We start from the raw sequence: 13,431 nt of genomic DNA, 5'->3' as shown, positions 1-13,431 counted from the left end.
GCTACGCGGGGCCGGGCCTTCCGGCCGTTCGGCCGTGTCAGATGGGCAGGGGCTCGAAGTCCCAGGTGGGGCGGGTGCGATTGCGGGCCGCCACGGTACGGGGGTGGTCCGGCCCCAGGACGGCATCCAGGCCGCCCAGGGCCACCTCCTCGATCACATCCGCCTCGTCGCGTCCGCCACGGATCACCCGCAGATCCGCGGCCAGCCCGACCTGGGCCAGCAGGGTGAGCGGATGCCGTTCGCCCAGTGCCTCGGCGGCCTGCGACGCTGTACTCCGGCTCAGCACGCAGGCATCCGCCAGTTCTCCCATGGCGTAGTACGTGGCTGCGGTGTTGAGCGCGACGCCCAGCGTCCAGGGATGGCGCTCGCCGACAGCGTGGGCCATGCCCGTGAGCAGCGATTCCCCAACCCGTGCCTTGTCGTCGGTGCCCAGGGTGAGCGCCTCGTTCGCCCAGGCACCGATGGTGTACGGATGCCGGGTCCCCAGAGCGGCCGAGTAACCGGCCGAGGTCTCCTCGGCGACGCTCGCTGCCCGCTCCAGGTCGCCCTGGCACCGGAGGGCTCGGGCCACCCCTGTCGCGATCATCAGCGTCAACGGAGCGTCCTCGCCCAGCAGACGCGTCGCCCGATGCGACAGGGCATGGATGTCGATATCGCCCTCCCAGTCACACCTCCACAGGTGGTACAGCGCGGTCAGGGTCAGCGGATGCTCGGTGCCCAGCACCGCGACGTGCCGATCGACGCTGGGCGCCTGAAGCTCCAAGGCGTCCCGGTGACGGCCGGAGAGCCGCAGGTCGTACGCGAGTTCCGTCTCGCACGCCAGCGTCACCAGCGCCGTTGGGCCCAGCACCGCACGCGCGCTCTCCAGCGCCCGCCCGGACAGCTCAGCGGCCTCGGCGTAGGAGCCGAGCATCCGCAGCGAGCGGGACAGGCTGCGCTGGGCGTTCCGCGGCTCCGCTCCGTCCTCCGGACGTCTGTCGGCGCACAGGTCGCGCTGCTGGCGTGCCAGTTCGTACGCCTCGTCGTAGCGGGCCAGGCCCCGCAGATCGGTGCCGAGCCGGGCCATCGCGACGAGGGCGCCCGGCGCGTCGGACCCGCCCAGACCCTTCAGCACCGACCGGTCCAACGCCTCGGCGGCGGCGTAGTCCCCGGTCTCGCGCAGCAGCGCGGCGCGGCGCGCGGCCAGGTCCGGATAGTCGCCCGCCGCGCGTTCCGCGATGTGCCTGCCCGTCTCGTAGTCGCCGCTCAGGGTCAGGTAGCCGAGGAAGCCGAGGACCAGCCGACGCGAGGCGGCGTCCGATGACTCCAGCGCGCCCGACTGCTCCAGGTACGGCACGAGCCGGGCGTAGCGCGGCCACGCCGCCGGGTCGTCCGGGCTTCGCGGATCGGCCGCGACGAGGGCGCCGCGGACGACCCGGGCGTCCTTCTCCCGCTTGTCCTCCGGGGTCCGCCGCCGCACCGCGTCCCGTACGAAGCGGCTCATCCAGACCGCCTCGTCCTCCAGCGTCGACCGCCGCATCACGGACCACTGGGCCAGCTTGCCGATGGCCAGCTCCAGTTGGCTGGGGTTCTCCAGGAGCGCCGCCACCGCCGGGGAGACCTGACCCGCCGGGATGGCCCGCAGCAGGGCGAGCGGCACCGGGCCGGGGCCGAACAGGGCGCACACGCGCAGCAGTTCGGCCGCCGCCTTCGTGGTCTCCCGCAGCCGGTTGATCAGGTCCTTGAAGGCGGCGTGGTACGGCATCGGGTAATCGGCGGCGGGCCGTACCGGGTTGGGCTCACCGTCACGCACCATGCGCACGTACTCGGCGACGGGTGTGGAGGCGCCGTCCAGCCAGCCCGCGGTCTGGTCCAGCGCCAGCGGCAGGTCCTCGACGGCCGCCGCCAGCCGGTCCGCGTCCTGCGGACCGATGCGCGGCGCCCGGCGGCGTACGAGGGCGACGCTCTCCGTCCGGTTCAGCGGCGGGACCTCCAGCAGCTCGGCGTAGTGGTCGGCCCAGGCCCGGTTGCGCGAGGTGATCAGCACATGGCCGCCCCCGGCGGGCAGCAGGCCGACGATGCCCTCCGGGTCGTCGGCGTCGTCCAGGACGATCAGCCAGCGCCGGTACGGATCGCCCCGGCGCAGCGCCTCCAGCGCGGCGCGGGCCAGATCCGCGTCCTTCCCGTCCTGACGGACGCCGACCTCCCCGAGAACCCTCACCAGCACGGGGGCGAGCGCCGCGAGCCGCGCCTCCAGCGCGGGCCGCCCGTCCACGGTGACCCACCAGACGACGTCGTACCGGGCGGCGAAGCGGTGGGCGTACTCTGCGGCGAGCTGAGACTTGCCGATGCCCGGCGGCCCGACGAGGGCGACCACGGCGGTGTCGGCGGGGGCGGCGTCCAGGCGGTCGTACACCTCGGTGAGCAGCGCGTCCCGCCCGGTGAACCGCGGATTGCGGCGCGGCACACCGCCCCAGACGTCGGGAACCTGCCCGGCGTCCACCGGTGTCCGGCCGCCGGGGTCGGCGTCGCCGCCCCGTAACGCCGCCAGCTCCCCTTCGAGCCGCCGGGCCCGCTCCTCCGCGGCGATGACCTGCTCCTCGGCCAGCCACAGCCGGTGCGACACCGGGTCCTCGGCGTCGGCCTTCGCTCCGGCCGCCTCCTCCTCCGTCTGCAGTTGGTGTTCCAGCGCCTCGCACCGTCGCTCGGCGTCCAGCGCCTGCCGCCGGGCCTGGGTCAACGCGTCCTGCAGGCGGGCGACTTCTTCCCGCAGCCGGTCCCGTTCGGCCGTCAAGTCCTCGCGCTCCTGCCGCAGGCGCTCCAGTTCCGTGCTCCGGGCCCCGCGGTCCGCCGCCGCGACCACGATCCGCCGCTGCTCGACCTCCATCTCGGCGATGCGCTGTTTCCGCACCAGCAACGCCTCCGAGAGCGCCTCCGCCCGCACCTCGGCCTGCTGGCGCTGCCGGTCGGCGTCGGCGAGCTGGTCGCGCAGCCGCTGAAGCTCCCAGCCGACCTTGTTGGTGGCCTGCAACGCCCGGCGTTGCAGGGTGTGCACATGGGCCATCACCTCGGTCGAGGACGGCCGTCCGGTGGCCTTGGCGGCATGGGTGAGGAGCTGGTCCACGAACTCGGCGGGCGGCACCACGGTCCCGTTCAGATAGCGCGAGACGGTCCCGGCGTCGTAGTGCAGCCGTACGGCGAAGACCCGCAGCGACACCCCGACCGCGCCGAACAGCTCCCGCAGGCTCTCGGCCAGCGCCCGGCACTCGGGTCTCACCTGCTCGGGGATCGGCTTCAGATCCCCGATCCGCCGCGCCGCCCCCGGCTCCGGCACCAGCTCCCCGCCGACGAGTCCGTCCTCCATGGGTCGCCCCTCCCCCGTTGCGGCCGCTCTGCAACGTGTGCGGGCTGCCGCAACGCCCCAGAGCCCGCACATCGTGAAACGTACCCCCGGCGCCTTGGCCGGTTTCACGAAAGCAGGTCAACGATGCCGAACCGCCGCCGCCCCGCCCTCCTCACGCTCACCGCCGCCATGCTCTCCGGCGCCGTACGCGCGCTGGTGTCCTGGCTGCTCAGCCGGACGACGTGGTGACCGCGGCCCGGTCGCCGGAGGCGATGGCCAGCCGCTCGGCGAGCTCCTCGCGCACCCGCGCGAGGGTGGCGATCCGGTCGTCCAGCACGCTCAGGCGGCGGCGCCCGACGTTCAGCATGGCCTCGGAGGGGCGGCTGCTGGGCAGGTCGCCGTCCAGGCAGGCGCCGAAGTGCTCGATGTCCTCCAGCGTGAGCCCGGCGTCCAGCAGATAGCGGATGTTGGCCACCCGCTGGATCGCCCGCTCGTCGTAGATCCGGTAGCCGTTGACCGCGCGTGTGGAGCTCAGCAGCCCTCGCTCCTCGTAGAAGCGCAAGGCCCGGGTGGTGGCACCGGTGGCCTTCGCCAACTCCCCTATCCGCATGCGGCGACACTACTCGCGGACGGGGTCCGGCTGTTCTTTCCCCTCCCCGCCCCTTCCCGCTACCAGGGGCTCCGCCCCTGGACCCCGGGGGCGACGAGCCGACCACCGCCGCGATCAGCTCATCCGCCAGGGCCTCGACCGCGCCACCTGCGGCGCGGTGGACGAGCCGCCGGCCGGTGAACGGGCGGACGCCCGCGCCGTCCAGGTCGTCCGGCCGGGGTCTGGGGCGGAGCCCCAGTTGCGGGAAGGGGCGGGGAGGGGAGCGGCCCGCCGCGGGCGTCAAGATCTGCCGGATATCCCCTAGTGTCCTGCGCCGGAGATCCGTCGGCAGAATTGGGCGAGGGATTCGAGGATCTCCTCGGCGGTCTTGGTCCAGATGAACGGCTTGGGGTCTGCGTTCCAGTCCTTGACCCAGGTGCGGATGTCGGCTTCAAGGGTCTGGACGTTCTTGTGTGCGCCGCGGCGGATCTTCTGGTCGGCCAGGAAGCCGAACCACCGCTCGACCTGGTTGATCCAGGAGGAGCCCGTCGGGGTGAAGTGCATGTGGAAGCGGGGGTGTTTGGCCAGCCACGTCCTGATCGCTGGGGTCTTGTGGGTGCCGTAGTTGTCACAGATCAGATGGACCTGGAGATGCGCGGGCACCTCCTTGTCGATCCTGATCAGGAACTTCTTGAATTCCGCTGCCCGGTGCCGACGGTGCAGAGCACTGATGACCTCGCCGGTGGCGACGTCGAACGCGGCGAACAAGGTGGTCAGGCCGTTGCGCACGTAATCATGGGTCCGGCGCTCGGGCATGCCCGGCATTATCGGCAGCACCGGCTGGGACCGGTCCAGAGCCTGGATCTGCGATTTCTCATCCACCGACAGCACCATGGCGCCCTCGGGCGGGTTGAAGTACAGGCCGACGACGTCGTAGACCTTCTCCACGAACAACGGGTCCGTCGACAGCTTGAAGGTGTCTGTCTGGTGCGGCTTGAGCTGGAACTTCCGCCAGATCCGGCCAACGGTCGACTTCGACAGGCCACTGTGCTCGGCCATCGACCTACGGGACCAGTGGGTGGCGTTCTTCGGGATCTCCTCCAGCGTGGTGACCACGACCGCCTCCACCTGATCGATGCTGATGGTGGGCGGCCGGCCCGGCCGCGGCTCGTCGGCCAGGCCATCCAGCCGCTCAGCGAGGAACCGGCGCCGCCACTTGCGGACCGTGTCCGCACTCACCCGCAGATCCCGAGCAACCGCCACAATCGGCGGCACCTCCGGCCCCGCACACGCCAGCACAATCCGCGCGCGCAGGGCCAGAGCCTGGGCCGATGTCGCCCGACGCGTCCACCGCTCCAACACCGCCCGCTCCTCATCACAGAGCAGCAACGGCTCCAGCTTCGGGCCCCGACGAGGAACTGATGCACCAGCAGCAGAAGTCACACCACTACTAACGATCAACTACCGGCGCAGGACACTAGCCCACCAGCGCCCCGCCGTCCACGGGCAGGACGACGCCGGTGGTGTAGCCCGCCTCGGGCCGGGCGAGCTGGGTGATCCAGAAGGCGACCTCTTCCACCCGGCCGAGCCGCCGCAGCGGAACGTGCTCGATCAGCGTCGTCCGCAGGGCGTCGATCTGCTCGGTGTCGAGCCCCTGGTGCCGCCCGATCGAGGTGGCGATGGGGCCGGGGGCCACACCGGCCACGCGCACTGCGCGCGGGGCGAGTTGCACCGCCCAGCTCCGTGTCAGGGTGTCCAGGGCGGCCTTCAGCGCGGCGTACAGCTCCGTGCCGGGCATCGGCCAGCCGCGCTGGCCGATCGCCGTACTGACGTTGATCACGACACCGGCGCTCTCGCTCAAATGCGGAACGGCGGCCTCGGTGAGGTACACCGGCGCGAGCAGGTTGACGGCGAGCATCTCCTCCACGGCTTCCCGCCGGATGTCGCCGAGCGGCGCTTGCCGGACCACGGCGGCGTTGTTGACCAGCACGTCGATCCGGCCGAACGCCTCCAGCGCGGTGTTCACGATCAGTTCGGCGGCGCCGGGCGCCGCGACGTCGGCCACCAGCGACCGGATGCCCGGCGCGTCGGCGGCCGTCTCGGCGAGCCGGGCCGCCGTCCGGCCGACCACCAGGACCTGGGCACCCTGCTCGGCGAAGGCCCGCGCGGCGGCCCGCCCGATCCCCGTGCCCCCACCGGTGACGATGGCCGCTGTGCCGTCGAAGTGTGCGGCTGTCATGTCTGTCATGCCAACGCACCGTAAACATTGACGTATGCGTCAAGGTCAACTCCGGCGGCCCTCGGGTCGCTCACCGGGCCGCGGCGCCGCATATCCTGGGCAGATAGATCCACACCATCCCTACCGGAGCGACCCTTGTACTTCACCGATCGCGGTATCGAGGAGCTGGAGCAGCGACGCGGCGCCGAGGAGGTCACCTTCGAGTGGCTCGCCGAGCAGCTTCGGACGTTCGTCGACCTGAACCCGGACTTCGAGGTTCCGGTGGAGCGGCTGGCGACCTGGCTGGCCCGGCTCGACGAGGAGGACGACGACGTCTGAGGGCGAACGACGTCCGAAGGCGATGACGCCTCGGCGCTACGCGGCCCTACCGGCCGCCCCTCACGCCACCACCGGACCGCGCCCCGGCGCCCCCGCCTCGTGGTCCAGCCGGGGGTCGGACACCAGCACCGCCTGCTGCAGCCGCTGCAGCTTCGCCGAGGGTTCCAGCCCCAGCTCCTCCGTCATCGTCATCCGCAGCCGCTGGTAGACCGTCAGGGCGCGGGTGCGCTGGCCGGAGCGGTGGAGGGCGAGCATGTACTGCCCGTGCATGCCCTCGTGGAAGCGGTGCTCCACGACCAGCGAGGCGAGGTCGCTCAGCACCTCCAGATGGCCGCCGAGCCGCAGCCGGGTCTCGATGCCGCGCTCGGTGACCGTGAGCCGGGACTGCTCCAGCCGGGCGACCTCCGCCTGCAGCGGGCGGCCGTGCGGGGTGACATCGACCAGGGCCGGGCCCTGCCACAGGGCCAGCGCCCGCCGGAAGGAGGTGTCCGCCGTCCGCTCGTCTCCGGCCTCCAGCGCGCCTTCGCCCTCGGCGACGAGGGCGCGGTACTCATGGACGTCGAGCTGGCCCGGGCCCACCACCATGGCGTAACCCCCGGGCCGGGTCTGGAGCACATCCCGGGTGACGGCGGCCGACGGCATCCCCAGCCCCTCGGCGAGCAGCTTGCGCAGATGCAGGATGTACGTCTGCAGCGTGGTCAGCCCGGTACGCGGCGGATGATCGCCCCACAGCTCGGCCATCAGCGACTGCACCGGCACCATCCGGCCGGCGTGGAGCAGCAGCAGGGACAGGACCTTGCGCGGCTTCATCGCGCTGGGCACCCCGGACCGGGCGCCGAGGCCGAGCGTCAGCGGTCCGAGCACGCTCACCCGCATGGGTGGCACCTCTCTTCGGGCTTCATGGGCGGTAGGCACGGACGAGCAGGTCGGCGGCGCTTTCGCAGACGGCCGCGGCCTGCGCGTCGGCGAGCGGGCAGGTGCCGTACATCGACTGGTAGAGGCCCTGCTGGACGATCAGGGCCACGAACTGGCGGGCGGCGGTGGCCGGTTCCGGCACGGTCAGCTCGCCGCGGCCGGTGCGCCGGCCGAGCAGCTCGGCGAGGTGGGTCACCAGTTGCTGGGGCTCTCCCTCGGCACACGCGGGGCGCAGCGAGGGGTGGCGGGCGACCTCGGCGATGACCAGGCGGCGCAGCGCGGAGGCCCGTTCGTCGAGGAGTACGGCGAGCACCCGGTGGCCGAAGTGGATCAGCGCGGTGCGGGCGTCGCCGTCGTCGTACGCCTCGCCGGGCTCGGTGCCGTCCGGTCCGGGAGCGTCCGGGGAACCGGCGGCGAATCCTGCCGCGACCCGCTCCCGTTCCTCCTCGACGGCGGCGATGAACAGCCGTTCCTTGTCGCCGAAGTGGTTGTAGACGGTCTGCTTGGACACGCGGGCCTCGTCCGCGATGACGTCCACGCTCGCCCGGTTGTATCCCTCGCGCAGAAAGACGGCCACGGCCGCCTCCAATATCGCCTGCCGCTTGGCGGGCTGGGGGCCCGCGGGCCGTCCCGCGGCGCTGCGCCGGGGACCGCTGTCCGTCCGCAACGGCCCAACCTCCTCGCTCCGAGCCGGTCTTGCCCTCGATGGACGTGTGAGTCTAGCCTTCGTTTACTGCAATGGACTAGCCCGTCCAGTCCAATTAATTCATCGGCAGATCATGCCGTTTCCGCACCGCTTCACAAGGAGAGCTCCCATGAGCGCACCGGAGAGCAGCGGGGCCCTGAGCCCCCTCACCCTGGCGCCGGAGGCGCAGCGGCAGCTGTTCCTGGAGGCCCGCACGGCCAACACCTTCACCGACGAGCCGGTGACGGACGAGCAGGTCCGCGCGATCCACGAGCTGGTCAAGTACGCGCCCACCTCGATGAACCAGCAGCCGCTCCGGGTGGTCCTGGTGCGCTCGGAGGAGGCGCGCGCCCGGCTGGTGGGGCATATGACGGGGCGTAACCAGGAGAAGACGGCCAAGGCCCCGCTGGTCGCGGTGCTCGCCGCGGACCTGGACTTCCATGAGGAGCTGCCGCGGCTGGTGCCGTTCATGGAGAACCCGCAGCAGTTCTTCGCCGACCCCGGCATGCGGGAGGCGTCGGCACGCTTCAACACCGCGCTGCAGGTGGGCTACTTCATCCTGGGCGTGCGCGCCGCGGGGCTCGCCGCCGGGCCCATGATCGGCTTCGACCACGCGGCCGTCTCCAAGGAGTTCTTCGAGGACGGGCGGCACGCGGCGGTCTGTGTGGTCAACATCGGCAAGCCGGGTCCGGACGCCTGGATGGGCCGGCTGCCGCGGCTGGAGTACGAGGAGGTCGTGCGCACCGTCTGAGACCTCCGCCGGGAGAGTCGGCCGCCCGCTTCACCGCGCCGAGGGGCGCGGGAGCGGGCGGGCCGGTGGGGGCCAGGGGACCCCATGAGCGGTGAGCGGTCTCGGCTCAGCTCTCGATCAGTTCATGGAACGCCACGGTGTCGAAGATGTCCTCCATCCTCGCCGCCTTGCCGTCCCGCATCGTCCACGAGTGGACGAAGTCCAGGGTCACGGTCGTACCGCGGCGCGAGGTCACCTCACGGGTGCCGAACACCACGATCCGGTCGCCCTGTTCGATGAACTCCCGCGGCGCGAGCCTCATCCCGCCCAGCACGGTCGGCACATGGGCGAGGAAGTCCTTGATCCCCGCATGGCCCAGCTTGGTTCCGCCGAGCCCGTACTTGGCCATCCCCTCCGGATGGACCCACTCCACATCGGGGTGCATGCCCGACAGGATCCCCTCGATGTCGCGGTCGCGGAAACCCGCGTAGGAGGCGCGAATGGCCTCGATGTTCGCTGATGCCATGGTGGTCGCCACTCCTCAGACGGCGCTGTGCCGCGACTCGGACGGAAGGTGCTCGGGGTGGAGCGCCTGGAGCGTACGCCGCACGCCCTCGCGCCACGGCACCCGGCAGGGGCCGGTGATCTCGCGCCGCCGGGTGGGGTCGAATTGATAGGTCTCACGGGTGACCTCGCTGGGCACGAGCCGGGCCCGCACCCCGGTGAGCTCCTCCAGATGGCGCACGCAGTCGGTCATCCCGACCGCCTCGTCCCCACCCCAGTTGACCAGCGTGGCCGGGGCCGAGGCGGCCTTCCACAGATGAGGGACGTGGGCGACGAGATCGTCGGTGTGGAGGAGCGAGCACCAGTTCTGGCCCTCCATGGGCACCGGTATCGGCTCGCCCGCGAGCATCCGCTTGAAGTAGAGCATCGGCACCCCGCCGTAGCCGCCGGGGCCGTAGGCGATGTTGAGCCGGGCGATGGTCGTCGGCAGGTTCAGCACCTGGGCGAACGCCCGTACCGCGCCCTCGGCGGCGATCTTGCCCACCGGGTAGGCGGGCAGCCAGTCGGCCACCCCGTCGACGGGGTCGTCCTCCGTGTACGCGTGGTCGAGGGTCTGCCGCTTGTAGAGCGCTCCGGTGGAGACGAAGAGGAACGCCTCCGCCCGCCGGCAGTGGGACATCAGCCGGCCGGTGGCCACCGAGTTGACCTCGATGGCCGCGTTGACGTCGCCGTCCTCACCGCGGCGCACCGCCGAGTGGAAGACATGGGTGAAGTCGTCCGGCAGCCCCTCGTACGCCGCCGCGCCCAGGTCGTTCATGTCCCAGCGGAATGTGGTGATCCCCTGGTCGTTCAGCTCCTTCTCGACACCGGGGGTGCCGAACCGGCCAAGGCACCACACCTCATTGCGCTCGGCCAGCGCCTCGGCCACCGGCCGGGCGACCTGCCCGGTGCCCCCGGTGACCAGGATCTTCTTGCCTTCCACCCTGCTCTTCTCCTTGTGCCTGGCCCGGTCGGGCCGCTGCCTGGCCCGGTCGGGCCGCTGCCTGGCCCCGTCGGGCCTATCCCTGGCCCGCGGTCCGGGCCCGGTCGGCGTCGCCCAGCGCATGGTCGAGTTCCCTGCGCAGAACCGCCTGGAAGGCCGCGACATGCCGCGGGCCCATCAGTGTGTAGTGCTCACCGGGTACGTCCAGATACCGGTTCGGCTCCGTGGTGTGCTCGTCCCACCGGCGCAGCTCGTTCGCCAGCCAGTCCTCCTTGGTGCCGCGCAGCGGGATCGCGTAGAAGACCGTCATGGACCGGGTGGTGCCGCTGGGGTGGTAGTCGCGGCCCAGGGTGGTGAGGCCGTGGGCCAGCTCCGCCCAGGCGCTGAACGTGTCGAGGTCCAGGTCGAGTTCGTCCAGCCGGCCCCGCGGGGCGATCCGCAGCAGATGCGCGAGCTGCTCCGCCTGGGGCAGGGGGCGCAGCTCGGCGGGGAGGTCGAGCGACTGCTTCTTGTTGATCAGGTCGAGGAAGAAGGCGAGGTTGGTCGCGGTCTCGACGAAGTCGAGCTCCTCCATGCGGTACTTGATATGCGGCGGGAGGTTGAAGCTGCCGACGAAGTCGACCCGCTCGCCCTGGGCCTCGAGCGCCTTGGCGATCTCGAAGGCCACGGCGCCGCCGTAGGAGTAGCCGGCGACGGCGTAGGGGCCGTGCGGCTGGCGGGCGCGGATGGCCTCCACATAGCACTCCACCATCTCCTCGAAGCTGGTGAAGGGCTTCTCGTGCTCGTTGAAGCCACGGGCGCGCAGCGCGTAGAACGGCCGGTCGCCGACGAAGTACTTGGCGAGGTTGACGAAGACCAGCACCTCGCCGACGCCGGGGTGGACACAGAACAGCGGGGTCTTCTCGCCGCCGGTCTGCAGCGGTACGACCGGGTCGTACACCGCGGCGTCGGGCGTGCCGCCGTCACCGAGCCGGGCGGCGAGCTGCCGCACCGAAGGCGCCGTGAGCACCGTGATGACCGGCAGGTCCGCGACGCCCAGGCGCCGGTGGACCTGGCGCCGCAGCCGCAGGATGTCCAGCGAGGTACCGCCGAGGTCGAAGAAGCCGGCGGTGGCGCTGATGCGCTCGGGGGCGGTGTCGAACATCTCGGCGTAGATCTCGGCGAGGATTCGCTCGGTCTCGCCCTCGGGCGGGGTGTGGCCGCCGAGCCGGCGGGTGGTCAGCTCCGCGACCCGCTCGATGACGTCGTCGAATCCGCCGGACTCCAGACGGTGACGCATGCGTCGGCGCAGCGTCTTGCCGAGGCTGGTCTTGGGGAAGGCGTCCTTGGGCAGCGGCAGGATGAGGAAGGGCCGAAAGCCCCAGTGGATCACGACGGTGGAGCGCACCGCGGTGATCATGCGGTGCAGCCCGGCCTCGTCGTCGTCCGCCGGTTCCGGGCTGACGGCGATGACGAGCTGCTCGGTGTCGCTGCCGGGGCGGCGGGTCGGGAACGCCGCCACAAAGCCGCTCGCGACATCGTCGAGCTGCTCCAGGGCGGCCTCGATCTCATGGCTGAAGTAGTTGACGCCATTGACGATGACGCTGTCCTTGCTGCGCCCGACGAGGGTCAGCCGGCCCTCGTCGATCCGGCCCAGATCGCCGCTGCGGAACCAGCCGTCGGGGGTGAACGCCGCCTCGGTGGCCGCCTCGTCGTGGTAGTAGCCGGTGGTGATCATCGGCCCGCTGAGCTGCAGCTCGCCGATCTCGCCCGCGGGCAGCGCCCGGTGGTCGTCGTCGGCGACCCGGATCCGCAGCCCCTCGACGGGGGTGCCGAGGTTGGCGAACTCCTGGCCCACGTCGGTGACCGGGAACGCCCGGTTGTAGATGGATCCGGCGCAGGTCTCGGTCATGCCGAAGGCGGGCCAGAGGGCTCCCGCCCGCAGTCCGTACGGAGCGTAATGGGCGAGGAATGCCTCACCGGTCGCGACGACATTCGCCTCACCACCGCTGACGATATGGCGCAGCGCGCTGAGATCGAGCCCTTCACCGCCCGCCGATATCTCCTCCGCTATCTCATGGGCGGAGGAATTGAGCGGACCGAGGAGGAAGTTCGGCGTAAAGGTCATCGTGACCTTGTGGCGGGAGATTATCCGGAGGAACCGCAGCGGCTCCTCGAGAATGACCGCGGCTTCCGCATGCAATTGCTCGGCGCCCACGTACAACGGCAGCATATGCGCTTCCAAGAGCGCGGCCACATGGTCGTAGGAAATCCAGTTGAAGGTGGTGTCGGCGGCGGTGATCTGTTGTTTCCCCGCCTTTCCGGCCATCGACGCCAGGATATTTCCATGGGTGAGCGTGACCGCCTTGGAATTCCCGGTGGAGCCGGAGGTCAGCACCAGCAGGGCGAGGTCCTCCGGGGCCGCGGAGTGCACGGCGGGCGGCTGCCCGCGCTCGGCTCCGGAGGGGTCCGCGGCCTCGTCCCGCAGCTCCTCCACCACGGCCACCGCGAGTCCGGGCACCGTCGGCAGCTCGGCGCGCGTCGCCTCGGTGGTCACCAGCAAGGGACCGTCCAACAGCCGGTTGACATGGGCGAGTTGGGCCGTCCAGCGGGCCGGGTCGCCGGAGATGGGCACCATCGGGCAGGGCACGAAGCCGCCCAGCAGACAGGCCCAGAGAGCGGTCAGGAATTCCGGCTGGCGGTCCAGCAGCAGGGCCACCGTGTCCCGCGGCCGCAATCCCCGGCCGCGGAGTGCGGAGAGGAGGTCGAGCGCCGATTCCAGAAGTTCCGGGTAGGACTGCCGCACGGATTCACTCGCAGCGGGCCCGACCAGATAGCGCACTCCCGAATGGGCGTGGTCGCGCGCCGCCCGCAACAGCAACTGGGCAACCGAGAGCGGCTCCGGGCCTTCCTCTGGTGCCGAGGTATTCAAGGGTTGTGACGTCATTCCCCCCACGGCCCTCTTCCTTCCCGATTCCGAGGCCACGAAGGTAACAGTCCCAAACATTTGTCTCCATGACGCTCTACCAGTGCTCTAGCGAGACTCCAGCGGGGAATTCCCGGGGAGGAGGATTTTCTCGAAGAAGGGTGATGTGGTCCGCAGAGAACGATGGCTGCACCATGCATCCGTCACCGGCTCGCGCGATTGTGCGCAGGTGCGCGGGCACA

Annotated in this window: 11 protein-coding genes; 2 read left to right on the top strand and 9 right to left on the bottom strand. The window is 71.2% G+C overall.

Annotation, left to right across the window (positions count from 1 at the left end; all coding sequences use genetic code 11):
• Window positions 1-37 precede the first annotated feature (37 nt).
• The 4 genes from fxsT to CGL27_RS31580 form a co-directional block, all read right to left on the bottom strand.
• Window positions 38-3,343 (bottom strand): FxSxx-COOH system tetratricopeptide repeat protein, encoded by a 3,306-nt coding sequence (gene fxsT, locus CGL27_RS31595; protein ID WP_119991451.1) that lies wholly within the window; start codon window positions 3,341-3,343, stop codon window positions 38-40.
• Between the two features lie 208 nt (window positions 3,344-3,551).
• The gene (locus CGL27_RS31590; protein WP_078643571.1) at window positions 3,552-3,932 is read right to left on the bottom strand and encodes a MerR family transcriptional regulator; all 381 of its coding nucleotides are present in this window, start codon (window positions 3,930-3,932) and stop codon (window positions 3,552-3,554) included.
• Between the two features lie 300 nt (window positions 3,933-4,232).
• The gene (locus CGL27_RS31585; RefSeq protein ID WP_162953290.1) at window positions 4,233-5,309 is read right to left on the bottom strand and encodes an IS630 family transposase; all 1,077 of its coding nucleotides are present in this window, start codon (window positions 5,307-5,309) and stop codon (window positions 4,233-4,235) included.
• A gap of 79 nt (window positions 5,310-5,388) precedes the next feature.
• The gene (locus CGL27_RS31580; protein ID WP_119991450.1) at window positions 5,389-6,159 is read right to left on the bottom strand and encodes an SDR family oxidoreductase; all 771 of its coding nucleotides are present in this window, start codon (window positions 6,157-6,159) and stop codon (window positions 5,389-5,391) included.
• A gap of 126 nt (window positions 6,160-6,285) precedes the next feature.
• Between CGL27_RS31580 and CGL27_RS31575 the strand changes: the two genes are divergently transcribed.
• The gene (locus CGL27_RS31575; RefSeq protein WP_119991449.1) at window positions 6,286-6,468 is read left to right on the top strand and encodes a DUF6104 family protein; all 183 of its coding nucleotides are present in this window, start codon (window positions 6,286-6,288) and stop codon (window positions 6,466-6,468) included.
• A 60-nt stretch (window positions 6,469-6,528) separates the two neighbouring features.
• On the opposite strand, the gene CGL27_RS31570 is transcribed toward CGL27_RS31575, so the two are convergent.
• The gene (locus CGL27_RS31570) at window positions 6,529-7,344 is read right to left on the bottom strand and encodes an AfsR/SARP family transcriptional regulator (RefSeq protein ID WP_119991448.1); all 816 of its coding nucleotides are present in this window, start codon (window positions 7,342-7,344) and stop codon (window positions 6,529-6,531) included.
• A 22-nt stretch (window positions 7,345-7,366) separates the two neighbouring features.
• Complete coding sequence (locus tag CGL27_RS31565; protein ID WP_119991447.1) at window positions 7,367-8,050, bottom strand: TetR/AcrR family transcriptional regulator; 684 nt, start codon at window positions 8,048-8,050, stop codon at window positions 7,367-7,369.
• A gap of 148 nt (window positions 8,051-8,198) precedes the next feature.
• Between CGL27_RS31565 and CGL27_RS31560 the strand changes: the two genes are divergently transcribed.
• Window positions 8,199-8,819 carry a malonic semialdehyde reductase gene (locus CGL27_RS31560; RefSeq protein ID WP_240450705.1) on the top strand — a complete coding sequence of 207 codons (621 nt, stop codon included), beginning with the start codon at window positions 8,199-8,201 and terminating at the stop codon, window positions 8,817-8,819.
• Between the two features lie 106 nt (window positions 8,820-8,925).
• Here CGL27_RS31560 and CGL27_RS31555 read toward each other — a convergent pair whose 3' ends face one another.
• The 3 genes from CGL27_RS31555 to CGL27_RS31545 all read right to left on the bottom strand — a co-directional run bounded on the left by CGL27_RS31555 (window position 8,926) and on the right by CGL27_RS31545 (window position 13,210).
• Window positions 8,926-9,324 (bottom strand): nuclear transport factor 2 family protein, encoded by a 399-nt coding sequence (locus tag CGL27_RS31555; RefSeq protein WP_119991446.1) that lies wholly within the window; start codon window positions 9,322-9,324, stop codon window positions 8,926-8,928.
• 15 nt (window positions 9,325-9,339) lie between these two features.
• On the bottom strand, window positions 9,340-10,284 hold the full coding sequence (locus CGL27_RS31550; protein WP_119991445.1) for an NAD(P)-dependent oxidoreductase: 945 nt from the start codon (window positions 10,282-10,284) through the stop codon (window positions 9,340-9,342).
• Window positions 10,285-10,360: 76 nt separating this feature from the next.
• Window positions 10,361-13,210 carry a non-ribosomal peptide synthetase gene (locus tag CGL27_RS31545; protein ID WP_119991444.1) on the bottom strand — a complete coding sequence of 950 codons (2,850 nt, stop codon included), beginning with the start codon at window positions 13,208-13,210 and terminating at the stop codon, window positions 10,361-10,363.
• Window positions 13,211-13,431: the final 221 nt, after the last annotated feature.

The organism is Streptomyces sp. 11-1-2 (assembly GCF_003595545.1).
In the GTDB taxonomy this organism is placed as follows: domain Bacteria; phylum Actinomycetota; class Actinomycetes; order Streptomycetales; family Streptomycetaceae; genus Streptomyces; species Streptomyces hygroscopicus_B.
Note: the sequence above shows the minus strand (reverse complement) of the source record. Positions and strands in the feature narration are given on the sequence as shown.